Annotated in this window: 23 protein-coding genes, 1 tRNA gene and 3 pseudogenes; 12 read left to right on the forward strand and 15 right to left on the reverse strand. The window is 61.6% G+C overall.

What is annotated here, in order from left to right:
• Positions 1 to 30: 30 nt before the first annotated feature.
• A complete protein-coding gene (yidD, locus tag NKH36_RS20990; protein ID WP_352964095.1) occupies positions 31 to 384 on the reverse strand; it encodes a membrane protein insertion efficiency factor YidD in 354 nt (117 codons plus the stop codon).
• A 7-nt stretch (positions 385 to 391) separates the two neighbouring features.
• Positions 392 to 838, reverse strand: a complete 447-nt coding sequence (locus NKH36_RS20995; RefSeq protein WP_352964092.1) for an iron-sulfur cluster assembly scaffold protein — start codon at positions 836 to 838, stop codon at positions 392 to 394.
• A gap of 240 nt (positions 839 to 1,078) precedes the next feature.
• On the opposite strand from NKH36_RS20995, the gene folE reads away from it, so the two are divergent.
• From folE to NKH36_RS21010, 3 genes are all read left to right on the forward strand, one after another.
• Positions 1,079 to 1,714 carry a GTP cyclohydrolase I FolE gene (gene folE, locus NKH36_RS21000; RefSeq protein ID WP_352964089.1) on the forward strand — a complete coding sequence of 212 codons (636 nt, stop codon included), beginning with the start codon at positions 1,079 to 1,081 and terminating at the stop codon, positions 1,712 to 1,714.
• Between the two features lie 66 nt (positions 1,715 to 1,780).
• The gene (gene hisI / locus NKH36_RS21005; RefSeq protein WP_352964086.1) at positions 1,781 to 2,251 is read left to right on the forward strand and encodes a phosphoribosyl-AMP cyclohydrolase; all 471 of its coding nucleotides are present in this window, start codon (positions 1,781 to 1,783) and stop codon (positions 2,249 to 2,251) included.
• Between the two features lie 84 nt (positions 2,252 to 2,335).
• Entirely contained in the window at positions 2,336 to 3,295 is a 960-nt protein-coding gene (locus tag NKH36_RS21010) for a patatin family protein (protein ID WP_352964083.1), read from the forward strand.
• Between the two features lie 36 nt (positions 3,296 to 3,331).
• Here the strand turns inward: NKH36_RS21010 and recJ are convergent, their stop codons facing one another.
• From recJ to NKH36_RS21035, 5 genes and pseudogenes are all read right to left on the reverse strand, one after another.
• Positions 3,332 to 5,116, reverse strand: a complete 1,785-nt coding sequence (gene recJ, locus NKH36_RS21015) for a single-stranded-DNA-specific exonuclease RecJ (protein WP_352964080.1) — start codon at positions 5,114 to 5,116, stop codon at positions 3,332 to 3,334.
• Between the two features lie 61 nt (positions 5,117 to 5,177).
• Positions 5,178 to 6,144 (reverse strand): annotated as a pseudogene (gene glpX / locus NKH36_RS21020) (class II fructose-bisphosphatase).
• 64 nt (positions 6,145 to 6,208) lie between these two features.
• Entirely contained in the window at positions 6,209 to 7,522 is a 1,314-nt protein-coding gene (locus NKH36_RS21025) for a homoserine dehydrogenase (RefSeq protein ID WP_352964078.1), read from the reverse strand.
• A 47-nt stretch (positions 7,523 to 7,569) separates the two neighbouring features.
• On the reverse strand, positions 7,570 to 8,787 hold the full coding sequence (locus tag NKH36_RS21030; RefSeq protein ID WP_352964276.1) for an LL-diaminopimelate aminotransferase: 1,218 nt from the start codon (positions 8,785 to 8,787) through the stop codon (positions 7,570 to 7,572).
• Between the two features lie 79 nt (positions 8,788 to 8,866).
• Positions 8,867 to 9,193: a hypothetical protein gene (locus NKH36_RS21035; RefSeq protein ID WP_352964072.1), complete on the reverse strand. Its 327-nt coding sequence runs from the start codon at positions 9,191 to 9,193 to the stop codon at positions 8,867 to 8,869.
• Between the two features lie 164 nt (positions 9,194 to 9,357).
• Here NKH36_RS21035 and NKH36_RS21040 point away from each other — a divergent pair, with 164 nt between their 5' ends.
• The 4 genes from NKH36_RS21040 (at position 9,358) to NKH36_RS21055 (ending at position 13,321) form a co-directional block, all read left to right on the forward strand.
• On the forward strand, positions 9,358 to 11,193 hold the full coding sequence (locus NKH36_RS21040) for a PHA/PHB synthase family protein (protein ID WP_352964071.1): 1,836 nt from the start codon (positions 9,358 to 9,360) through the stop codon (positions 11,191 to 11,193).
• Between the two features lie 215 nt (positions 11,194 to 11,408).
• Entirely contained in the window at positions 11,409 to 12,662 is a 1,254-nt protein-coding gene (locus tag NKH36_RS21045) for a YcbK family protein (protein ID WP_352964068.1), read from the forward strand.
• Between the two features lie 189 nt (positions 12,663 to 12,851).
• Positions 12,852 to 12,926 (forward strand) — tRNA-Glu (locus NKH36_RS21050).
• A 122-nt stretch (positions 12,927 to 13,048) separates the two neighbouring features.
• Entirely contained in the window at positions 13,049 to 13,321 is a 273-nt protein-coding gene (locus NKH36_RS21055) for a hypothetical protein (RefSeq protein ID WP_352964065.1), read from the forward strand.
• A 221-nt stretch (positions 13,322 to 13,542) separates the two neighbouring features.
• Here NKH36_RS21055 and NKH36_RS21060 read toward each other — a convergent pair whose 3' ends face one another.
• Entirely contained in the window at positions 13,543 to 13,893 is a 351-nt protein-coding gene (locus NKH36_RS21060; protein ID WP_352964063.1) for a hypothetical protein, read from the reverse strand.
• 733 nt (positions 13,894 to 14,626) lie between these two features.
• Positions 14,627 to 14,839, reverse strand: coding sequence for a KTSC domain-containing protein (locus NKH36_RS21065; RefSeq protein WP_352964281.1), 213 nt, complete (start codon positions 14,837 to 14,839; stop codon positions 14,627 to 14,629).
• A gap of 239 nt (positions 14,840 to 15,078) precedes the next feature.
• Between NKH36_RS21065 and NKH36_RS21070 the strand changes: the two genes are divergently transcribed.
• Both NKH36_RS21070 and NKH36_RS21075 read left to right on the forward strand, forming a co-directional pair.
• Complete coding sequence (locus NKH36_RS21070; protein ID WP_352964284.1) at positions 15,079 to 15,507, forward strand: YidB family protein; 429 nt, start codon at positions 15,079 to 15,081, stop codon at positions 15,505 to 15,507.
• Between the two features lie 115 nt (positions 15,508 to 15,622).
• On the forward strand, positions 15,623 to 15,811 hold the full coding sequence (locus tag NKH36_RS21075; protein WP_352964288.1) for a hypothetical protein: 189 nt from the start codon (positions 15,623 to 15,625) through the stop codon (positions 15,809 to 15,811).
• 88 nt (positions 15,812 to 15,899) lie between these two features.
• On the opposite strand, the gene NKH36_RS21080 is transcribed toward NKH36_RS21075, so the two are convergent.
• The 3 genes and pseudogenes from NKH36_RS21080 to NKH36_RS34870 form a co-directional block, all read right to left on the reverse strand.
• Positions 15,900 to 17,573, reverse strand: a complete 1,674-nt coding sequence (locus NKH36_RS21080) for a calcium-binding protein (RefSeq protein ID WP_352964290.1) — start codon at positions 17,571 to 17,573, stop codon at positions 15,900 to 15,902.
• 710 nt (positions 17,574 to 18,283) lie between these two features.
• Complete coding sequence (locus tag NKH36_RS21085; RefSeq protein WP_352964292.1) at positions 18,284 to 18,943, reverse strand: DUF2161 domain-containing phosphodiesterase; 660 nt, start codon at positions 18,941 to 18,943, stop codon at positions 18,284 to 18,286.
• 139 nt (positions 18,944 to 19,082) lie between these two features.
• Positions 19,083 to 19,377: pseudogene (locus tag NKH36_RS34870) on the reverse strand (DUF982 domain-containing protein).
• A 234-nt stretch (positions 19,378 to 19,611) separates the two neighbouring features.
• Between NKH36_RS34870 and map the strand changes: the two are divergent.
• The 3 genes and pseudogenes from map to NKH36_RS21105 all read left to right on the forward strand — a co-directional run bounded on the left by map (position 19,612) and on the right by NKH36_RS21105 (position 21,450).
• The gene (gene map, locus NKH36_RS21095; RefSeq protein WP_352964297.1) at positions 19,612 to 20,439 is read left to right on the forward strand and encodes a type I methionyl aminopeptidase; all 828 of its coding nucleotides are present in this window, start codon (positions 19,612 to 19,614) and stop codon (positions 20,437 to 20,439) included.
• Positions 20,440 to 20,489: 50 nt separating this feature from the next.
• Positions 20,490 to 20,960: pseudogene (locus NKH36_RS21100) on the forward strand (UPF0758 domain-containing protein); the annotation flags it as partial.
• A gap of 127 nt (positions 20,961 to 21,087) precedes the next feature.
• Positions 21,088 to 21,450 (forward strand): hypothetical protein, encoded by a 363-nt coding sequence (locus NKH36_RS21105; protein ID WP_352964300.1) that lies wholly within the window; start codon positions 21,088 to 21,090, stop codon positions 21,448 to 21,450.
• A 25-nt stretch (positions 21,451 to 21,475) separates the two neighbouring features.
• On the opposite strand, the gene NKH36_RS21110 is transcribed toward NKH36_RS21105, so the two are convergent.
• From NKH36_RS21110 to NKH36_RS21120, 3 genes are all read right to left on the reverse strand, one after another.
• Positions 21,476 to 22,237, reverse strand: a complete 762-nt coding sequence (locus NKH36_RS21110; RefSeq protein WP_352964302.1) for an Ntn hydrolase family protein — start codon at positions 22,235 to 22,237, stop codon at positions 21,476 to 21,478.
• 1 nt (position 22,238) lies between these two features.
• On the reverse strand, positions 22,239 to 22,673 hold the full coding sequence (locus NKH36_RS21115; protein WP_352964305.1) for a hypothetical protein: 435 nt from the start codon (positions 22,671 to 22,673) through the stop codon (positions 22,239 to 22,241).
• A gap of 90 nt (positions 22,674 to 22,763) precedes the next feature.
• Positions 22,764 to 23,726, reverse strand: a complete 963-nt coding sequence (locus NKH36_RS21120; RefSeq protein WP_352964308.1) for an IS1595 family transposase — start codon at positions 23,724 to 23,726, stop codon at positions 22,764 to 22,766.
• Positions 23,727 to 23,765: the final 39 nt, after the last annotated feature.

Consider the following 23,765-nt stretch of genomic DNA (forward strand, 5'->3'; position numbering starts at 1 on the left):
TCTGCCCGATTGCAGGCTCCTCTGCCCGCGTCAGCTTTCCGGGTCGCTGCGCTTTTTCCCAATCCGCCAGTACCGCCAGGGTGTAAACCAGATATAGCGCTCAGTCAGCGCCTCCGGCACACGGTCGATGCCATGCGTTCCGCCCGGCCCGCAGCGCAGCACGCGGAAAAACCCCATCCAGCCGCCGGCCCATAGCCCATGGCGGGCGATCGCTTCGTGCGCGTATTCGGAGCAGGTCGGCAGATGCCGGCAGGAATTGCCGACAAAGCCGGACAGCGTCAGTTGGTAAAAGCGCACGAGCGACGTACCGAGAATTCGGCCGGGTGTCTTCCGCCACGGGCCCGGCCAGTTGCGTGTGTATCGCGGCGTGTGATCCGTCGCCATTTGACGGCTACGCCGCCTGTTCGGCGCGCTTCTTCTCGATCTGGCTGATCGCGTCGACCACCGCATCGAAGGTCAGCATGGTCGAGGCATGGCGCGCCTTATAGTCGCGCACCGGCTCGAGATATCTGAGGTCGGCGAAGCGGCCCTCGGGCGGCGCGCCGTTTTCCTTCAGCATCTTCAGCATCGTCTCGCGAACGCTGCGCAGTTCGGCCGCGCTGGCGCCGACGACATGCTGCGCCATGATCGAGGACGACGCCTGGCCAAGCGCGCAGGCTTTGACGTCATGGGCGAAATCGGTGACGACGCCGTCATCCATCTTCAGATCGACGGTCACGGTCGAGCCGCACAGCTTGGAATGCGCGCGCGCGGTTGCGTCGGGATGGTCGAGCCGGCCGATCCGCGCAATATTCCCGGCAAATCCCAGAATTTTCGCATTGTAGACATCGTCTATCATATTTTTCCAATCCGTCGCCGCCGAGCGAACAGCGATTGCCGCTGACGGTCTTCCTTTCGCTCGGCACGATCATATATAATGCTGGTAGTCGGGTATGGACAAGGTAACCAACAGCCTCGTCGTTGCTCGAATTAGTTCACGCCGCTTACGGGCTGGAAACAGGGCACGTTTCTAACACCCGAAAGGTCGTGGTCCGTTCAACTCGTTCCTCCTGAGAGGGGAACTACGGGAGACGCCTTTATGGATGCCGTCATCAAGAAATTCATGCCCCCGTCCGCCTATCTGGAAAAGCCGATCACCGACCGGCCGAGCGAAGCCGAAGCCGAGGCCGCGGTTCGCACGCTGTTGCGCTGGGCCGGCGACAATCCGGACCGGGAGGGCCTGGTCGATACGCCAAAGCGTGTGGTGAAGGCCTATCGCGAAATGTTCGGCGGCTACGACAAGTGCCCGGCCGAGGAACTCGGCCGCACCTTCGAGGAAGTCGCCGGCTATGACGACCTTGTCCTCGTCAAGGATATAACGTTCCATTCGCATTGCGAGCACCACATGGTGCCGATCATCGGCAAGGCGCATGTCGGCTATCTGCCGGACGGCAAGGTTGTCGGCCTGTCCAAGATCGCGCGCGTCGTCGATATCTTCGCCCAGCGCCTGCAGACCCAGGAAGCCATGACCGCGCAGATCGCCGGCGTCATCCAGGACGTGCTCAATCCGCGCGGCGTCGCCGTCATGGTCGAAGCCGAGCATATGTGCATGGCCATGCGCGGCATCCGCAAGGAAGGCTCCACCACGCTGACCTCGACCTTCACCGGTGTCTTCAAGGACACGCCCGAGGAACAGGTCCGTTTCGTCACCATGGTGCGCGGCGGCAGGGGCTGAACGATCGTCGCCGGTCGCTAGCCAATGATCCCGAGAATTGGGTGAGGCTCTGAACAAGGACCGGCGATGTCGGCAGTGGAATTTCCGAAAGCTCCATCAGACAAGAAAGCACTGGAAGAAGGCACGGCCTTTTCGCCGCGCTTCGATGCCAGCGGCCTCGTCACCGTCGTCGTCACCGATGCCGAAGACGGCATGTTGCTGATGGTCGCGCATATGAACGCCGAAGCGCTGTCGCTGACGCTGGAAACCGGCATCGCCCACTACTGGTCGCGCTCGCGCAGCGCTCTGTGGAAGAAGGGCGAAACGTCCGGAAATGTGCAGAATGTCGTCGAGATGCTCACGGATTGTGACCAGGACGCAATATGGTTGCGCGTCAAAGTGATGGGCCACGACGCAACCTGCCACACCGGCCGGCGTTCCTGCTTTTATCGGACGGTGGGGCTGATCGATGGCAAGAGGATGCTTGCCAGCGATGGCAGCGGGCCGCTGTTCGATGCGGAAGAAACGTATCGAAAGCCCCATGAACCATCCATTTGAACCATTCACCGGACTGCAATCACGTATATTCATGATTTCGATACGGCCTGCCTATACATTAGCCGCGGGACAAGGGAGATTGTGATGCTCGAGTGGGCGTCATTGCGCAACAGACCTGACGTTCGGGAGGCGAACGGCCTCTCTTCACCCGCAGGCGCAGAAGCTCCCAAAAAAACAGCCATTTCACTGGCGTTGGGGGGCGGTTGCGCTCGCGGCTGGGGCCATATAGGCGTGCTGCGCGCACTCGACGAAGCCGGCATCGAAGTATCGATGATTGCTGGCACCTCGATCGGCGCGCTGGTTGGCGGCTGTTATCTCGCCGGCAAGCTGGATGAGCTAGAAGAATTTGCCAGAAGCCTGACCAAACGGCGCATTTTCGGCCTTCTGGACCTCAATCTGCGCGGCAGCGGGTTGTTCGGCGGCATGAAGCTCGACGCCCGGCTGCGCGAGCATATGGCCGGCATTCGCTTCGAGGATCTCTCGAAACCGTTCGTTTGCGTTGCTGCGGAAATCCACACTGGCCATGAAATCTGGCTGTCGAGCGGCTCGCTGACCACCGCCATGCGCGCCTCTTATGCGCTGCCCGGCGTGTTCGAACCGGTCACTTGCAACGGACGCGTACTGGTCGACGGCGCGCTGGTCAATCCGGTGCCGGTCTCGGTCTGCCGTGCCTACGAGCAGCCGCTGGTGGTCGCGGTGAACCTTCACTACGATCTGTTCGGCCGCGCCGCCGTCATCAAGCACAGCGCCGGCGAACTGGTCATTGAAAAGGATGCACTAAGGTCCGGCCAGATCGATGCAGGGCACCAGTACCAAACACGGCTCGGCATCACCGGGGTTATGGTCGAAGCCTTCAACATCATCCAGGACCGCATTTCGCGTGCGCGACTTGCTGGCGATCCGCCCGACATGTCGCTGCAGCCGAAACTCAGCCATATCGGTCTGACCGAATTCCACCGCGCCGACGAAGCGATCCGCCTCGGCTATCAGGCGACGATGGCCCAGATCGGCGAATTGACCCGACTGCAGACGGTTCTGGCTTAAATCATCGAAGCTCGCGCAGAAGCGAAAACCCGGCTCTCAGGCGCGTGCGGCATCGACGATGCGGAACTGCACCGTGCGGCTGCCATTCCAGTGATTGCCCGACAGCGAACCGGCGACATGCACCGGCTTGCCCCTGTTCGTGAACAGGAATTCGCCGAGCGCCGTATCGACCGCGCGAAAGGCGATCGCCTGGATCCGGCCGCCGCTTTCCGACTGCAACTCGGCGCGGATGTGATTGGTGCCGACCGGCCTCGCATCGGCAAGACGATGGCGCGGCAGCGCAAAGACTGGCGCGACATGCCCGGCGCCGAACGGGCCGGCTTTCTCCAGTGCATCGAGCAGGCCGAGCGTCGCACCCTCGGCGGCCAGCGCACCGTCGATGGCCAGGCTTTCCTCGCCCTGCAGCCGGAACACGTCGGCCGCCGCCCGTTCCTCGAAGAAGGCGCGGAGCGCGCCAAGTTTCGCCCGCTCCACCGTAATGCCGGCCGCCATGCCATGGCCGCCGCCCTTGACGATCAGCCCGGCAATGGCCGCCTCGCGCACCAGCCGGCCGAGATCGAAGCCCGACACCGAACGGCCTGAACCCGTGCCGATGCCATTGGCGTTGAAGGCAATGGCAAAGGCGGGCCGGCGCGCATGGTCCTTGAGCCGCGAGGCCAGCAGGCCGACGATGCCCGGATGCCAATTGGAGCTGGCGGTGACGACGATGGCCGGCCCATTGCCGCCGGCAAGCTCGGCATCGGCCTCGACTCGTGCCGCGGCCAGCATTTCCAATTCCATCTGCTGCCGCTCCTGATTGAGCCGGTCCAGCGTCTCGGCGATGGTGCGGGCCTCGACGGGATCGTCGGTGGCGAGCAGGCGGCTGCCGAGTGCTGCGTCGCCGATGCGCCCCCCGGCATTGATGCGCGGGCCGATCAGATAGGCCAGATGGAAGGTGCTGACCGGCTCGCCGATGCGCGAGACCCGTGCCAACGCCGCCAACCCCTCGTTCCTCTGTTGGCGCGCTATCTGCAGCCCCTTGACCACGAAGGCGCGGTTGACGCCGGTCAGCGGCACAACGTCGCAAACGGTCGCTAGGGCCACGAGGTCCAGCAGACCAAGCAGGTCCGGCGGTGCGGCATCCGGCAACCGGCCGCGCAGGACCTTCGCCGTCTGCACCAGAGCCAGGAAGACGACGCCGGCTGCACAAAGATGGCCCTGCCCCGAAAGGTCGTCCTCGCGATTGGGATTGACGACCGCCTCCGCCGCCGGCAACGGACCGCCGAGCTGGTGGTGATCGAGCACCACGACATCGGCGCCGGCAGCCTTCGCCGCGTCGATGGAGACAGCGCTGTTGGTGCCGCAGTCGACGGTGACGATCAGCGTCGCGCCACGCGAGACAAGTTCGCGCATGGCTTCCGGATTGGGTCCGTACCCCTCGAAGATGCGGTCCGGTATGTAGATCTCCGCTGGCACGGAGAAATGCGTGAGAAACCGCTTGAGCAGCGCCGATGAGGCCGCGCCGTCGACGTCGTAGTCGCCGAAGATCGCCACTCTTTCCCCGGTCACGATCGCTTCAGCGATGCGGGCGGCGGCCTTGTCCATGTCGGTCAGCGAAGCCGGGTCCGGCAAAAGATCGCGGATGGTCGGCTCAAGGAACCGCTCAGTCTGCTCGGCGGTCACGCCGCGCCCGGCAAGGACGCGCGCGACGATGTCCGGCACGCCAAAGCCTTGCGCTATCGCAAGCGCAGTCATGTCCTGCCGCTCGGTCAGCCGGTGTTCCCAGGAAACACCTGATGCCGACTGCCTGACATCGAGGAAGATACGGTTTTCGCCCGTCATGCGACGCGCCGTCTGCGGATTGTCATTTCTCACAATATGCGACGGCTAGCCGAGTCGGGAATCAAAACTTTTCCAGATCCTGGTGACTTGCCTTGATCTCGCGAACGGTGCGCGAGGACGAGCGCAGCACGATCGTATGCGTGGTGATGGAATTGCGGCCGAACTTGACGCCGGCCAGCATGTCGCCGTCGGTCACGCCGGTTGCCGCGAACAGCACGTCGCCGCGCGCCATGTCTTGCGCGCGGTAGACCCGCTTCGGTCCAAGATGCCCATCTTCGCCGCGCGCGCCAGCTTTTGCGGCGTGTCGAGGATCAGCCTTCCCTGCATCTGGCCGCCGGTGCAGCGCAACGCTGCCGCCGCCAGCACACCCTCCGGGGCGCCGCCGGTGCCGAGATAGATGTCGATGCCGGTTTCGTCCGGATCGGTGGTGTGTATGACGCCGGCGACGTCACCATCGCCGATCAGCCGGATCGCAGCGCCCGTGGCGCGCACCGCCTCGATCAGCGCGCCATGGCGCGGCCGATCGAGGATGCAGGCGGTGATCTCCGATACCGTCACGCCCTTGGCCCTGGCTAGGCTGGCGATGTTTTCGGCCGGTGAGGCATCGATGTCGATAACGCCGTCTGCATAGCCTGGGCCGACGGCGATCTTGTCCATATAAACGTCGGGCGCAAACAGGAGGCTGCTCTTTTCCGCAATGGCGATGACCGCCAGCGCATTGGGCAGGTTCTTGGCGCAGATCGTCGTGCCTTCGAGCGGATCGAGCGCGATGTCGACTGCAGGGCCTTTGCCGGAACCGACCTCCTCACCGATATAGAGCATCGGCGCCTCGTCGCGCTCGCCCTCGCCGATCACCACCGTGCCGTTGATGGCGAGGCGGTTGAGCTCCTCGCGCATGCGTCGACAGCAACCTGGTCGGCGGCCTTTTCGTCGCCGCGGCCGCGCAACCTTGCCGCCGCGAGGGCGGCGCGTTCGGTGACACGCACCAGAGGCGCGCCGGTTGTGTCAAAGCTCCATGACAACAGCAAGACCTGGGCGGGCCTTTTTTGAAAACACAACGGTATCAATAGATTGAAGGAGAAAGAGAAATTCCTATTCCGCCCGCTCGATGCGGATGACCTGTGGCTTGTCGGTCAGATGGTCGTCCTTGGTGATGCCGTCGACGGCCTTGCGGACCGCCGCTTCTGTCGTCTCGTGGGTGACGAGGATCACCGTCTTCTGCAGGGCGGTATCCGGCCCGGCGGCGTGCTGCACGATCGATTCCAGCGAAATGTCGTTGTCGGCCATGCGCTTGGCGATGGCGGCAAAGACGCCGATGCGGTCATGCACGGTCAGCCGGATGAAATAGCCGCCGGCATGGCTGCGCATCTGCGCCTTCTTGTACGGCCGCAATTCCTTCGCCGGCAGGCCGAAGACCGGACCATGCTGGAAACCGGGCCGGCTCTTGGCGATGTCGGCAATGTCGCCGACCACCGCCGATGCGGTGGCGTTGCCGCCGGCACCCGGGCCGGATAACAGGAGTTCGCCCAGAATATCGGTTTCGATGGCCACCGCATTGGTGACGCCGTGCACCTGCGCGATGACCGAGGCCGTCGGCACCATGGTCGGGTGCACGCGCTGTTCGATACCGCTTTCCGTGCGTTGGGCGACGCCGAGCAGCTTTATCCGGTAGCCGAGATCGCCGGCCGCGCGGATGTCTGCCTGGCTGATGTTGGAAATCCCTTCCATGTAGATGTCGTTGGCGGCGATCCTCGTGCCGAAGGCAAGGCTGGTCAGGATCGACAGCTTATGCGCGGTGTCGTGACCCTCGATGTCGAAGGTCGGGTCAGCCTCGGCATAGCCCAGCCGCTGCGCGTCTTTCAGGCAGGCGTCGAACGACAGGCCCTCGGCTTCCATGCGGGTCAGGATATAGTTGCAGGTACCGTTGAGAATGCCGAAGACACGGGTCACCGAATTGCCGGCCATCGCCTCGCGCATCGTCTTGATGACCGGAATGCCGCCCGCCACCGCCGCCTCGTAATTGAGCAGCACGCCCTTCCTCTCGGCGATCTCGGCCAGCGCCACGCCGTGCTTGGCGAGCAGCGCCTTGTTGGCGGTGACGACGTGGCGGCCGGTTTCAAGCGCTGCTTTCACGGATGATCGCGACGGCCCCTCGTCGCCGCCGATCAACTCGACGAAGACGTCGATCTCGGCGGTCTGCGCCATTCCTACCGGATCGTCGAACCACTTGGCCGCGCCGAGGTCGACGCCGCGGTCGCGTTTGCGATCGCGGGCCGAAACGGCTGCCACGACGACCTCGCGGCCGCATTGCCGCGTCAGTTCCGCCGCCTTGTCGCGCAGCACGCGCGCCACCGACGCGCCGACGGTGCCGAGACCGGCGATTCCAACACGCAACGCTTCAGCCATGTCCGGCGACGCCCCTCAAGGATTTGGTCGATGTGATCTGTGGCCACTCAACGATGCGCGGCGAGCGGCACCACATTGTTGGGCTGTTTGGCGCTGGACGCCAGGAAGCGCTTGATGTTTCGCGCCGCCTGCCGGATCCGGTGCTCGTTCTCGACCAGCGCGATGCGCACATGGTCGTCGCCATGCTCGCCGAAGCCGACGCCCGGCGCCACCGCCACATCGGCGTGCTCGATCAGAAGCTTGGAGAATTCGAGCGAACCGAGATGCTTGAACGGCTCCGGGATCGGCGCCCAGGCGAACATCGACGCCGCCGGTGCGGGAACAGTCCAGCCGGCGCGGCTGAAGGCGTCGACCATGACGTCGCGGCGCTTGTGGTAGATGTCGCGCACTTCAGCGATATCGGCGCCGTCGCCGTTAAGCGCGTGCGCGGCCGCCACCTGGATCGGCGTGAAGGCTCCGTAGTCGAGATAGGATTTCACCCTGGTCAGCGCAGAGATCAGCCGCTCGTTGCCGACGGCAAAACCCATGCGCCAGCCGGGCATGGAAAACGTCTTCGACATCGAGGTGAACTCGACCGCAACGTCGATCGCGCCCGGCACCTGCAGCACCGAAGGCGGCGGATTGCCGTCGAAATAGATTTCCGAATAGGCAAGGTCCGACAGGATGATGACATCGTTCTTCTTGGCGAAGGCAACCACGTCCTTGTAGAAATCGAGCGAGGCGACCTGCGCCGTCGGGTTCGACGGGTAATTGAGGATCAACGCCAGCGGCTTCGGGATCGAATGGCGGATGCCGCGCTCCAGCGCCGGAATGAAGCCGTCGTCCGGCTCCACTTGCAACGAGCGGATGACTCCGCCCGACATGATGAAGCCGAAAGCGTGGATCGGATAGGTCGGGTTGGGGCACAGGATCACGTCGCCGGGCGCGGTGATCGCCTGCGCCATATTGGCAAAGCCTTCCTTCGAGCCCAGCGTCGCCACCACTTGCGTGTCCGGGTCGAGTTTCACGCCGAAACGGCGGGCATAGTAATTGGCTTGGGCGCGGCGCAGGCCCGGAATGCCGCGCGACGACGAATAGCGGTGCGTGCGCGGATCGCGCACGACCTCGCACAATTTGTCGACGATGGCCTTGGACGTCGGCAGGTCCGGATTGCCCATGCCAAGGTCAATAATGTCGGCGCCGCGCGAGCGGGCACTGGCCTTCAGCCGGTTGACCTGCTCGAAGACGTAGGGCGGAAGCCGGCGGACCTTGTGAAATTCTTCCATATCATTTCCAGTGGTGGGTCAATTCCAGACGGTCAAAGTGGTTTTTGGCAAAGGTGCTTGTCGGTCGCGCGATATAACCCTATTTGCAGGTAGGGTCGAGGGCGGGATCGCATTTGGCTTTGATCTGTTTCAGCGCATCGGTGCCGTGCTTCTTTGCCAATGTGTTCAGCGCCGCCGGGTTCGCGACCTTTACCGCGCCGCCTTTTGAGCCCTGCGCCTGCGCTTCCGCCTTCAACTGGGCGAGCTTGGCGCTCTTTTCCGCCTCGGTGAATTGCTCGGCCGCCGCCTGCGGAGGGATATTCAGGTTCGGATAGGTGCCGGTGTTCTTTGGCCCGTCGGCAGCCGCGACAGGCGTGGCGCCCTCGATGTTGGTGCTCGAACAGCCGGCGATCGCCAGCAGGACCATCGCCGCTCCCATGCGGCAAAAACGACCAGTGCCAGAAAAAACAGTTTCGCCAATATTAATCGTCATATTGTTTCCTTAGGCAGCCGAGGTAGAGCGCGTTGGACCCTGTCGGATGTCCCATGATAATATGTCAAGAAAACGCTTCGGGAGGAACCCCGCGAACCATGTCCAAGACACCCGATTCGGGCAAAACGGAAGGTGAGCAGCCTTCGACCGTCGAGCAATATCTGGTGAAGGACCCGGAACGCTTCGCCTTGAACATGGCGCGCATGATCGAGCAGGCTGGCAAGGCGGCCTCCGCATGGGCCGAGCCGCGGGAAAAAGGCGAGGTGCGCGATCACGTCGCCGAGCCGGTCGTCGACATGGTGAAAACCTTCTCCAAGCTCAGCGAATACTGGCTTTCCGATCCGCAGCGCGCGCTGGAGGCGCAGACGCGGCTGTTCTCCGGCTACATGACCGTCTGGGCCAACTCGATCCAGCGGCTCAGCGCCGGCGGCGAAGACGCCGAAGACGCGGTCAAGCCCGAGCGCGGCGATAAGCGTTTCCAGGACCCGGAATGGGGCCGCAACGCTTTCTTCGATTTCCTCAAGCAGGCCTATCTCGTCACCTCGCGCTGGGCGGCCGAACTGGTCGAGCACGCCGATGGCCTGGACGAGCACACCCGCCACAAGGCCAGTTTCTACGTCAAGCAGGTGTCCAACGCCATCTCGCCGTCGAATTTCATCCTGACGAACCCGGAACTGTTTCGCGAGACCATAGCCTCGAATGGTGAAAACCTGGTGCGCGGCATGAAGATGCTGGCCGAGGACATCGCCGCCGGCAAGGGTGACCTGAAACTGAGGCAGGCAGATTACTCGTCCTTCGAGATCGGCAAGAACCTGGCCACGACACCCGGCAAGGTGGTGGGCCGCAGCGATGTCGCCGAGATCTTGCAATACGATCCGACGACCGAGACCGTGCTCAAGCGGCCGCTGCTGATCTGCCCGCCATGGATCAACAAATTTTACATTCTCGATCTTAACCCGCAAAAATCCTTCATCCGCTGGGCGGTCGAGCAGGGTCACACGGTCTTCGTTATCTCCTGGATCAACCCGGACGAGCGCCACGGCACCAAGAGCTGGGAGGCCTATATCAGAGAGGGCCTGCAATACGGCCTGGACACGATCGAAAGGGCCACCGGCGAAAAGGACGTCAACGCCGTCGGCTATTGCGTCGGCGGCACGCTTCTGGCCGCGGCCCTGGCGCTGATGGCGCAGGAAGGCGACCACCGCATCAAATCGGCCACCTTCTTCACCACGCAGGTCGATTTCACCTATGCCGGCGACCTGAAAGTGTTCGTCGACGAGGAGCAGGTCGCGGCCGTCGAAAAGGCGATGAACGAGAAAGGCTATCTCGACGGCACCAAGATGGCGACCGCCTTCAACATGCTGCGCTCCGGCGACCTGATCTGGCCCTATGTCGTCAACAACTACATGCGCGGCAAGGATCCCCTGCCCTTCGACCTGCTCTACTGGAATGCCGATTCGACCCGCATGGGCGCGGCCAATCATTCCTTCTACCTGCGCAATTGCTATCTCGAGAACAGACTTTCGCAAGGCATGATGGAGCTAGCGGGCCGCGTGGTATCGCTGAAGGATATCACCATCCCGGTCTACAACCTCGCCTCGAAGGAAGACCATATCGCACCGGCGCTTTCGGTTTTCCTCGGCTCCAAATATTTCGGCGGCGAGGTCGAATACGTCATGGCCGGCTCCGGCCACATCGCCGGCGTCGTCAATCCGCCGGCGGCGCAGAAGTATCACTACTGGACCGGCGGCAAGCCGGCGGGCGACTTCGACCAGTGGGTCGCCGAGGCCACCAACCATCCCGGCTCCTGGTGGCCGCACTGGCAACGCTGGATCGAGGCCAAGGACAACACCCGCGTGCCAGCCCGCAAACCCGGCAAGCACATGAAAACCCTGGGCGACGCGCCGGGCACCTATGTCAAGGTGCGTGTGTAACCTTCTGTAATGTGTGGTGAGTTGACGCGCCGCCAAAAGAGGAGGAAATGGTGTCGTCAACCCTTAAGCAGCCTCGATTCCTCTCTAGCCGTCGAATTACTCTGGGGCTTGCGGATTTGACACAGGTCTCGTTTCCGTTCGGGGACAAGGATTTATTTCGGCGAGACGTTGCGACGCCGCGCCAATGATTTACCGGCCGGACATCGAGGGGGAATTTGGTTTTGAAATCAGCAGGATCGCGACTCGCGAAGGGAGAAAGCCGCGCCATTGCGGCCGCGCTTTTCTCCGTGCTCCTGGCTTCCTGCACCTCGGCCGGCGACCCGTCCCTGTCAGTCGGCATGCCCGGTTATAACGCCTCTGCTACGGATATCAGCACGGCCTCGGATACCCAGCAGGTCGCCGTTGATTCGTCGTCGCAGATCACGACTTCACAGATGACGATGACCGCCGAGGGCGACGCAAGCCTTCCCGCGCAGGTCGCTTATGTGCCAATGGCCAAGCCAGGAGCCCCCCAGGAAGGCGCCAGGTCCGATGCCGGCTTCCCCGTCACGGCTCCTGCGCGCGCAGACGCGACTGCGGGCCAGACGCCGCAGCCACAGGAACAGTCCGCGCAGACGGTTGAACAGGCCGACGCTGCTACGCAGAAGACTGAAACCGCCGATGCCGGCACAGCCGCACCGAAATCCAAGGCCGAGGCCGCCGCGCCGGCGATGAACAACCCCGTCTATGTGACCGCCGGAGAGCCGCAGCCGCAGGCCTATGCGCCGAAGAAGAAGGGGTTCCTCGCCTCTTTATTCAGCGCCACGCCGGCCTCGGCCGCCCCTGCCCCGCAGGCCAACAACAGGTCGGGCGAGCAACCGACGACGGCGCAGCCCAAGACGGCGGCAAAGCCGACCATCACCTTGGCCTCGGCCAAATCAGCTGAAAAGCCGGTGCAACTGGCTTCGATCGGCGATACCAGCCATTTCACCGATGACGCGCTGCCTGGCGTACGCAAGACCGCACTCTTCGAGATCAAGCGCAAATCCGGCCTCGATGACGACAGCGACGTCGATCTCAACGAGGATGAAGGTGGCGCCTATCAGGTGGCATCCGCTGCCGGGCTTGCCCGGCTGGCGCCCAACGGTCTTTTGAAGCAGACCGAGAATGTCGACGTTGCCTGCCTGAAGCCGTCGCTGGTCCGCGTGCTGAAGACGATCGAGGGCCACTACGGCAAGAAGATGATCGTCACCTCCGGCTATCGTGACCCGGCCCGCAACCGCCGCGCCAACGGCGCCAAGAATTCGCTGCACATGTATTGCGCCGCTGCCGACATCCAGGTTCCAGGCGTCTCGAAAGCGCAACTGGCAAGCTACATCCGCAGCATGCCCGGGCGAGGCGGCGTCGGCACCTACTGCCATACCGAATCCGTTCACATCGACGTCGGTCCCGAGCGCGACTGGAACTGGCGCTGCCGCCGGCGGCGGTAACGGCTGGTTCTTCCCTCGTTCATGCAACGTCCGCAACGCGCCGTCTCACGACGGCATGCGGTGCCGCGTCGAACCGGGCTAAATCACCGGAAATGCGCGGTTTTGCGGCCACTGAAAAAAGTTGTCGCAGGCGGCGACAGACGGGTTGCCGGTTTGGTGCAACGCAACTATAAGCGCTCACATCTGAGCGCGCCCATCGTCTAGCGGTCAGGACACCGCCCTTTCACGGCGGTAACAGGGGTTCGATTCCCCTTGGGCGTACCAGAGATTTTCAGGCGCTTAGCTGAATCTTTCCCTACCCTGTCCAACGTTTGGCCAATTCCTCTTGGCTTTGTCGAGTCAGGCGATTCCTGTCACACTCCTCTCGTCAGCACCGGAGGGCGAAAATGACAGACTGGGATCACATCCGAAAATTTCGCTATATGGAAGACGCGCCACCGGCGGAGTGGCCTGAGGGCATAAGCGGCATCAGTCAGCAAGGTCTCGCGCTCTTGGGGATAAACCCGAAGACCAACACACTTCACTGGGATGGACAGGAGCTTGCGATTGAAAAGCGTCTTGCCAATTTTGAGCGAGGCATGGCGCTAGTCGTGACGATCGCCACCTTTGTTATTGCCTGCATTGAGGTCGGACGCGCAGCCGAGTGGATCGCCCACTGAAAAGCCCGCCACGGTGAGGCAGCGGACCGGAACGAGGAACATTCGGGCTTAACATATGTTATACGGGCTATGGCAAATCTCCCTACGCTCCCACCGCCCTCATCCCGCATCGTGCTTCTCGCGCTCTGCCTCGATCTTGCTTTGCGCAAGCAACAACAGGCCATCAAGCAAACGAGCCCGCCTACCGTTAGGCAGCGGGCTCTGGCCCTCATTTGGGCGTGTTAGATCCAGCGGTCCCCGCGCTGGTCGCCAGCCACAAGAACAAGGCCCAACAGCAAGCCTACAGCCGCGCCCAGCATGAAGGCGGCCGACGTCGTGCCAGGATTTTCTTGAACGACACCGGAAGCAGTCGACGCCCTTTTGCGAAGTGCTTGCGTTGTCCGAGACACGCTGTCGGCCGCGCCGTCATACCAACCAGTGGCTTCCTCGACCACCTCTTCAGCGCGCTCCGCGAGCGTCCGATTGATCTTGTTGATCTCGCGTTTCAGTTGCGCAACCTGCTTCTCCAAGGCTTCCTGAGCTTCGCGCTGCGTCTCCGTCGGCGTTGCGTCTTCGTTTGGGTCGTCGGCCATTGTGATCTCCCTTTTGGGTGGGCTCAACGGCCGCCGCAGCGTAAAGGTTCCTCATCAACAAAAAAGGCCCGCGACCGTGTCCACTGTGGCGCTCTGCCGAGAAACTTATAAATTCACGACTGCCTTCTCAATCGGCGTCAAGAACGCCCTTGCGGGGGCGCTTTGATACCATCCCTTCCAGACCGGCTGCGATATCGGACCAACAACGAACGCACGGGTTTTCTAGGGAAAGATCACGACCGGCCCATCAAGCCGAGCGGAGCATTTCGAGCATTGTCCAGGGTGCGGGCAAGATTTCGACATGCGCGATCTCGGCCAGGTGCTTCATCATGCGGAGCCGGAGCACCCACCGTTCGAGCCTGTGAATAGAGTGTGCGGCACCCTGCGCATGAGCGCGGCCCTACTGATGCCGCGCGAGCCGGTCCATGGGTGCGTTTGCTTCGGCCAGCGCTTGCTCGACTTTTTGAGCCGAGGTGTCAGTGCGCTTGATGTGCCGGATCATTTGTTGCCTCAGCCGAGCGAGCCTTGCGGCGCGATATACGTCGCCGTATTTCGCAGTTTCAAGGTGAAGGGTCGCGAGCCTCATAGGCGACGATTCCGATTATCTGGCAATAGAATTCGCGAATCCGCCTTTCGTTCCGATGTCCGACCTTGCCCTCGCAAAGCGCCGGCCGGAGGGCCGCGACGAAAGAGCCGCATCCCTGCCAAAAGAGAGATCGTCCGCTGATGCTGCTCAGTCGACCGCGGGTCCAACCAGACGGTAGCGGAAGTGATTGCGGATGTGGTCGTTGAAGAAGCGGCCCTTGGCGAAGGCGGCTCGGAACTCGGCGAAGGTCTCCGGCGGCACGTCCTCAAACTCATACCGTTTGCCGCTGGCGACGAACCACACCGAAAGGACTTTTCGCACCGGATCGTATTCCGTTTTGCGTATCGAGGTGGATGGCATCGTGGCGGCTCGATCAAAAGCAGGCAACGGTCAGAAGCCCGTCACGTTCCTTTCTGTTGGGGCGCCCCAAATGGGACGATCGCGCGTCATTCCTGCGCGACGCGCGCGTGCTGAAGTCTCGCCAAGAGCCGACCGGGGCGCCCAATCGCCCTAACCGAACGGAAAACCAGCCCGGCAGCATTCCGTGGAACCTTTCAAAGCCGCATGCCTTGTCTGTTCTTCATGGAAGGAGATGCGAAATGAGCCTTGACATAGGAAAAGTCGCCATAGCCTTGCTTGGCCTGCTTGCCTACAAGAACAGGGACAAGATCGGCGAGTTAATCGCCGGTAGGAACTCGACAGATCCCAAAAGCGCTGGCTCCCCCGGCGGGCTCGGCGATATCCTGGACCGCCTCCGGAATGCGGGGGCGGGTGATCAAGTAGATTCTTGGGTCGGCAAAGGATCCAATCGCCCCGTTCAGCCCGACCAAGTCGAGAAGGCGATCGACCCGCAAACGTTGAGCGATCTCGCCGAGCAAACCGGATTGTCCCGCGACGAACTTCTCGACCGGCTCATAAGAGAACTGCCCGACGCGGTGGACAAGCTTACTCCCGACGGCCAGATGCCTGTGAGCAATGGTCCAGATCTCCTCGACGAGGTACCAGGACCTAGCCGCAGTCGTACTTAGGGCTAGGCCGAAAAATGAAAGCCCGCGCCACCGGGAGAGGACGCGGGCCGATCGGAGGGTGCAATCCGATCTCGCAGCAGGTCTGTAAGATGACCTGGGCGTCGTCCCCGGTTCCATGGATGTGGTCTACCGAACTGATTCCTTCATCATCGCGACCGCGCCGGGTGGGACAGCCAAAGGGCTGGATGGACGAAACACCATCATCTACGGCGAAGCCGTCGTCCTCGATCAGACGGGCCTGTCGGACTTTGCCCGATCCCGCGACGCCAGTATTTCGCCGCGGGATTTCTGGGAAGTTGATTGATGGCCGGCACGGGAACGACCCGGCCAATGTTCTTCGAGGTGAACAAAGGCCGGGCCTGATCTAGTTTCCCGCCCGTAGCTCCTTCAGGTCACAGCGAATGGTGCTGCCATGGGAAATGGCTGGCGAGCTGCGTTTGAGCTGCATCTCCCGTTCCGTCGCTGTCCACGGAGAGCGACCCCGTTGAACTGTCGTAACTGACATGGTCGGAACGATCATGCGCAGCCGTACCGGCAGACGGAGCGTCGGAAAGCCCTCCCGACTTGAGCCCGTCAAAGAAGGCCTGGTCGAAGTGAGGCTTGTCCTGCAGCTTTTCCTGGAGCCAGCTGAAGTCGAAGGCGTCGTGGCCTCCGCGGCCGGACATGATCTCGGCGGCGCCGCCCCTGCTGGCATTGGCGCCGACATTTTCATTATCCTCGACGGTATGGGCGAACCCGTTGCCGGCCGTCTTGTCGTGTGAACCGGCGAGAGACTCAGAGCCCCCAGAAAGGGCGGCCAGCACCCGGTCGACACTGCTGTCTGCCTTTTCGCCGGCATTATCGACTGGGGAGGTGTCGGTGTCGTCGTGGTCCGCCGCCCAGTCGGCGCCGGTGGCTGCATGGGTTGCATCGGCACCACGGACAGCATGAACACCGCCATTGCTGGTCGTGGGGCGGGAAGCGGCGGCCTCAGTGGAACTGCCGTCGCTGGTGGTGATGTCGGAAGCGGCGGCCGCAATAGAGCTGTCGTCGCTCGTGGTGGTGTCGGAAGCGGCGGTCGCAGTAACGCTGTCGTCGCTGGTGGTGGTGTCGGAAGCGGCGGCCGCAGTAGCGCTGTCGTCGCTCGTGGTGGTGTCGGAAGCGGCGGCCGCAGTAGCGCTGTCGTCGCTGGTGGTGGCGTCGGAAGCGGCGGTCGCAGTAGAGCTGTCGTCGCTGGTGGTGTCGGAAGCGGCGGCCGCAGTAGAGCTGTCGTCGCTGATGGTGGCGTCGGCAGGGAGAGTTACGGTAGAGCTGTCATCGGTGACGTCGGAAGCGGCGGTCCCAGCGGTGCTGAGATTGTGCTCGCGGAAGACGGCCTGCAGTTCCGGCGAGCTTTCAAGTGCGACGTCGCCTTCCTGCGAACCCCAGGCATAGGCAAAGTCGAATTCGGGCGACGGAACCAGTGCGTCCCATCGGTCCATCATCGTCTGCAGCTGATCCGCCGTTGGCATGACGTATTTGCCGCCCGTGTTGGTCGTCCAATTGCCGCCGCCAAAGGTCTGATGGATCGGAACGATCTGGCTGGTCGGGATGCCCGACTCCACCGCCGCAGCCACGGTTCTGTCGATCATGTCGTAGTCGACCGTGTCTGTGCCGGTGCGCACCGGATAAGCGCTTATTCCAAACAGATCGATATGCGTGTTGTCATAGTTGTAGGTGTTGGAAAAATCCGAGTTTTCGGCTGACCCCATGTCCATCGCGGTGATGAAGGTCTTGGCGTCTGGCATCCGAGCGTGGATCCAGTCGGATTCGGCTTTCAGATCCTCAGCGTCTACCTGGGTATGGTATTGGCCGGTGGGATCCGGCTCGTCGACGAGAAAAAACCCATACACCTTCGGATTGCCAAGGAAGGGGGTGACTTTGTCGATAAAGGACTGGGTCACGCCCTCGCCCTCGTTGAGCCAGACCATAGCCTTCGTGCCATCGGGCAGCTCGTTGACCTGATCAATGTATTGGACGTCGATCAGATTGAAGCCGGCGCTTGCGACTTCGGTGGCGGACCCACCTGCTGCGAAATGAAGTGCCATTAATAATCCTTTTTTTCTTAGCGCCCCGCGGTGCCTGCCTACTCGACGGCGTATATTAGCTTCAAATCACATACCCACACCCCTCTGATAGAATTTTTGAGATTTCTGGTATTGCATCGAGTGCCGCAGGCCGGATTTGACCGCACAAAGTGCGCGCTCCTGCCAATGTCGAATTCGTGGAAAAAATCCGTAGACAGTCTTGATGAACTACCAAAATATTCCTTTTTTGTTCCTAGGCGCACCAATCCGTTCGACGCGCTTGGTAACGAAAATATCAACATTTGTTGTTTCTAGCTGCTGCAATAACTGTCTCCTGCTGTCGCATCTGCTCGATTTTTGTGCTCTGGCGGGCGGAGACAAAGGAGGCGACGCGCTGGCCGCCTCATAACCAGTTTGGACTATTTGTTTGAACAATCTTGCCCCGGACGATCGCAGTTTGCGATATCTCGCTGGCGACGGTGCCCATTGCGCGTTTGAGTTCGACGCAAACTCATCTTGTCGTATTTCGCGGCATCAACGGGTGTGCACAAGGGCGATGCGCAACTCGGAAGAGGCTGTCATGTTTCGCGTTGGCAACAATGCCTTCCACGGCCAGCGACAAACCGAAAACCAATACAGCCCACGCCGACTCTGATCGTCGCCAAGTCCGGGAGAGGTTCGTTGTCTCCCCTGCCCGCGGCAAGTCGCTCAAACGACTCGGCGCCGCCTCGTCATGGAGCCGGTTGGGGCCAGCGCTGCAACGCAGCACGGCCAACCTCCGTAAGCGCATAGACGCCGCGCTCGGCCCTGGCGAACCAGCCATAGACGTTGTGAAGCAGGATCTTGGCGGCGCGTGGTGAAATGGTTTTCAAGTCGCGCGGGCGCTTCGGCCCGTCGACCATCGCAGCGGCGCAGGCCAGCGCATCCTGCCGGTAAGCGGTCATTATCGGCGTACGCGAGCCGCCGCCGACGACAGGGTCGCCGCGCCGGCGACGATGCTCGTCCACCAGGCGCGATCTTCGTCTCGGGTCGCGCCGGGGCGGCAAGGCGGCCGGGCTGAGCAGCAATTCGATGTTGCCGGCGGAACCAACCCCCAGAAGGCCGAAACCGAGCCGCCGGCAGAGCGCGCGGAACCGGCGATCATGCTCGCGGCCTTTGCCGCGGGCCGACATCCGCGCCGCGAGCCAGACCTCGTCGCATGACGCAGCACGATCGACACCTTGAAGTATGAGCTCGAGGTTGAACTGCAATTTCAGTTCGCAGATGACGACCACGGGCGGCTCGCCGTCACGCAGTCCCACGACATCGCAGCCGCCAACTTCGCCTTTGACGGTGAATTCCAGGCTTTCAAGAAACTGCTTCACCGGGATGTAGAGAGACGTTTCCTGCATGCCGGAGCCATAGCCGATTCGTAACTGGCTGGCACAGCATCACCGAAGGGCATGCCGCTTTGGGGCAGATTTGCCGCTCGTCGAACGCATGGAAGTGTGGGATGCATTAAGCAGTTCGCTGGCACTGCCTGCTCGGCCGCTAAGCCCGCAGTCCCCTCGCCTCGCCTCCGCTTGCGCGGAACCAGCATGTCCCTGGCCAGGAGGCGGCTTACCCGGCAGAACGCCATGAACGCCCGGCAAGCATCCTCGGTCTCGACCAGGTCGACCGTGGCGCCAAAGCAGGCATTGAACGCGGCCTGATAGACCGGGCCCTGCCGGCGAACCGGCCAGCCTTGCAGGAAATCCAGCGCCTGTTCGACGCTGTAGATCTCCTCGACCGGCAGGCCAGGCGCGGTCGTGATGCGCACCGGCACCTCGAATTGCAATCTGTCCATTCGTGTCTCTCCAGAATGCGTTCCCCACTTCTTTCTCAGAAATATGTCGTCAGTGCGGACGAACACCTCGGCACGGCCGGACAGGCACAAGATGAAGCCGCAAGACATGAATATCGCCGGCTTGAGCCCATCGCCGGCAGTTCGTCCTTGAACCTGGCGCCGTACGGTGCCAAATCTGAGAGACTTTTCGCGCGGGCTCATCAGAAGCCCTTTTTTTCCGGCAAGACGGGCACAATGGTCACCTATCTCGACGCCGCCACGGCACCACTCAGAAACACCGGCCAGATCCGCCTCTATGGCGAAGAAGGCTTTGCCGGCATGCGCAGGGCCTGCGACCTCACCGCGCGCTGCCTCGACGAACTGGCGTCGATCGTCGCGCCGGGCGTGACCACCGAAACCATCGACCGCTTCGTCTTCGAATTCGGCATGGATCACGGCGCATTGCCGGCGACGCTCAACTATCGCGGCTACACGAAGTCATCCTGCACCTCGATCAACCACGTCGTCTGCCATGGCATTCCCGACAGCAAGCCGTTGAAGGATGGCGACATCGTCAACATCGACGTCACCTACATTCTCGATGGCTGGCATGGCGATTCGTCGCGCATGTATCCGGTTGGCACGATCAAGCGCGCCGCCGAGCGCCTGCTCGAGGTCACGCATGAATGCCTGATGCGCGGCATCGCCGCGATCAAGCCCGGCGCCCGCACCGGCGCCATCGGCGCCGCCATCCAGACCTATGCCGAAGGCGAGCGCTGCTCGGTGGTCCGCGATTTCTGCGGCCACGGCGTCGGCCAGCTCTTTCACGATGCGCCGAACATCCTGCACTATGGCAGCGCCAGCGAGGGGGTCGAGATGCGGCCGGGCATGATCTTCACCGTCGAGCCGATGATCAATCTCGGCCGGCCGCACGTAAAAGTGCTGTCGGACGGCTGGACGGCGGTGACACGCGACCGCTCGCTATCGGCGCAGTACGAGCACACGATCGGCGTCACCGAGACCGGCTGCGAGATTTTCACGCTGTCGCCAAAAAACCTCGACCGCCCCGGCCTGCCGGCCTAGTGTTTGTGCGAGGGCCGGATCTTTCCGGGTCAAGAAAATGCGGGCGGCCTATGGGGAAAACCAGCGACGAAGACGAACGGATCTTCTTTCCCGAGAGACCGATAAAATCGCTCGCGAAAGCCACGTCGGTCCACACGTCAGTCGAAAAGCCGCATTATCTCGGTCATCGCGACCGCTTGCGCCAACGGTTCGCGGCCGCGGGTTCCGACGCCCTTCCCGACTACGAGTTGCTGGAGCTCTTGCTCTTTCGCCTGATCCCCCGCGCCGACACCAAGCCCGTCGCCAAGGCGCTGCTTGCGCGCTTCGGCACGCTGGCCGAGGTGCTTGGCGCGCCGGTCGCGCGACTTGAAGAGGTCAACGGCATCGGTCCGGCGGTGGCGCTCGATCTGAAGATCGTTGCTGCGACCGCTCAACGCGCGGCACGTAGCGAGATCAAAGGCCGCGAGGTCTTGTCGTCCTGGACGCAGGTTCTCGGATACTGCCGGTCGGTCATGGCCTTCGAGGAGCGCGAGCAGTTCCGCGGCCTTATGTAGCAAAAGCACCAACTTCCCGCACGACCTAAAGGGTGGGTTCCCATAAAATCCGGGGATGCCAAGAGTCGCTCCCATTGTCCGCTCCACCAGATACGAACACGCCATCAATACGCTGGTGGCGAAGCGGTCGGAGATATCCGGCGCGATTCTGTACAACGGGGCCGACCTGGCTCACCAGCTTCACCACATAGACGCGGTGCTGTTGATCCTCGGCTACAAGGGCGACCCGTCGCAGATCGTGCCGCTACGGCGCAAGCCCAACCGATTCCGCAAGGGCGAGCTTTATCGACTGATCCTGAAGTGCGAGGCGGAAGGCAGCAAGGCCAACAAAGAGACGGCCCAGCGCATTGTCAAAATGAAAGGCTGGGAACCGTCGCTTGTCGAGCGGATCAGGCAGTGCGTCAATACCGCGAAGGTCCGGCGAAGGCGGAAGGCCAAAGACAGCGGAGAGCGTCAAGGGCGCGAAGAAATTGGCTAGGCGGCGTACTTCCGGCCTTTAGCTGCTAGGCAGGCATCGCTGGCGCTACGGGCGGGGGCGAAGCCTCAGCGTCTTCGATTGTGGCCCTTGCAAAACTGCCAATGTGACCCTCCAACTCGACTATGTATTGAGCTTGCTCTTGGGTATCGGGTAGGAGACTTGCCACCCATGCGCCGTTTATCTGAGACAACACAGAGAGCTTGATGGGAGCGCCTACCCCACCGGGTGCTAGCTTAATCGCGTGGTCGAGAGCCCAGTAAACTCCGAACTTGCCTTGCTCGACTGTAGGAGGGGCGTCCTTCCAGAGAACGCGGCTAATAAATGCCAAGAAAGGGTCTGCAAGCATTTGCCCTGACCCCATTGAAACAAAAAACAGCGCGTCCTTTTTTATCTCAGGCTGAAAATCTTGGGTGCCATATTCGATTAAGCGCGGTTCACCTTGAATGAAGGCGGCCACCAGTGCGCCAAATCCTAATCCTCGCGAGCTATTTTGAACCATGCTATTGGCGCAGTCGGTCAAGAATCGTTTCGAAATGTTAGTCGTACATTCGTTTATTTTTAAGTTCTTGAATACGTCCCCTCTAATAGCCTGTTCAACGTGAAAACTTAAGCGTTGAGAAAAGCCTATCGCTCCAGTCGCGGCTACAATAACTTGATCGGATAATATCTGAATTTTGCCGTTAGTTTGCAATTGAACGAGGGGATTCATTCCATTGGCTGATGTAGCTATGCTATCCGCCCCGATTACCACGCCGTCAGAACAAAGCACGCCCACCAAAACGGTCATATTAGTCTCTAAATATGCTATTTACCTTGGTATCAGGATAAGCGTTGTAAATTGACTTAACAAGGCTGCCGAAAGACTGCGAGCGAACCCAAACAGCTACCTGCTGAATATAGTCACGAATTGGTGGCGCTAGCTGCTGCAAGAGTTCTTGGCCCCTTGCTTGCCCGGTGCCTGAAACCGAATAATTGCTCCAGCGCCCAGAACCAGAGGGAGTGATGATTGCGAACCCGGAACTGCTCAAAGCGTTGGCTTCGTTGTACACCGCAGTGTCGAATGGACCATAGTCATAGGGCACAAAATTAAACCCCGGGCCTTCATTCACGGCTCCTGGAATATTTCTGGACACCAGAAACATTGCTTTTTGAATTTGAACAGGCGTGAATGGCTGTCCATTGGCGCACGCCAACATCGCAAGCAGCAAATCTTGTCTGGTCATAGCGTTCTCCACCCCTGCCCCAAGGGATACTAAGCATCTAACGAATCATATCACGTTAACGTGGACGGTGAAAACCTAGCCGAATGAGCCTTATGCCGCTCGCTGCCAATAGCCAGCCCAAACCCGGCTCACCGAATGATTGAGCGCGCCGCCAAGCAGGGCATAGGCGTTGCCGCCATTCGACCGGCGACGGTGATCCTCCAGCCAAGCGGCGTGATTGGCGTACTGGTAGAGGTAGCGGTGCGAGACGTGGTGGTGCTGCCCGGCGACCATGCGACGCAGGCGGCTGAAATAGCTCTCCACCATGTTGGTGTGCTTGCCGTGGCCGTCGCTGTAGCTTTCCGAGTGGTTGATGCGGGTCGAAGCGTAATCGGCTTCCAGCACGTCCCAATGGCTTGCCTCATCAGCAAACAGCTTCGAGCCGGCCAGCATACGAGCCCGGGCAATGTCGACGCCTTCGGCTTCGCGATTGCGGACGAACGTCAGGGTGCGGCCAGCGCGCTCGCGCAGGGCGATGACAACGCGGCGACGGTCTGACTGGTTCTGCTTCATGCGGCGGTCCTTGCGGTCCTCTATGCGGTTCTCAGGGCGCACCACGCCGCCGAAGTAAGCGCCGTCAATCTCGACCTCGCCTTCAAGGGTTTCGTTCTTGGTTTCAGCCGAGAGGGCTTCGCGGATCTTGTGAGCCAGCACGAAGGCAGTCTTGTATTGAACGTCCAGATCGCGAGAGAACTGGACCGCCGACATGCCCTTCGCGCCATTGACGAACAGGCAGATCGCGGCGAGCAGATCGACAAACGACAGCTTGCGCGAGGCGAAGATCGTGCCGCTCGTAACCGAGAACTGCGCACCGCACGCGGCGCACTTGAACTTGCGACGGGTCGGAATGTCGTAATGATCCAGGCATCCGCATTTCGGGCAAACAGGCTCGCCTTGCGTCGAAGCCCAGCGAAGGCGCTTGAACGTGTCGTAAGCCTTTTCCTCGCCGCCCTTGTAAATCTCCTTGAGGGAGAGGGTGCGGCTTTCGGCGGAAAGGAGGAAGTGTTGGGCCATGACGTACTGTTTCCGTTACCAATGTAACGAATGTAGTAC

Origin of the sequence: Mesorhizobium sp. M1312 (assembly GCF_040318115.1) — a bacterium.
Taxonomy (GTDB): Bacteria; Pseudomonadota; Alphaproteobacteria; order Rhizobiales; family Rhizobiaceae; genus Mesorhizobium.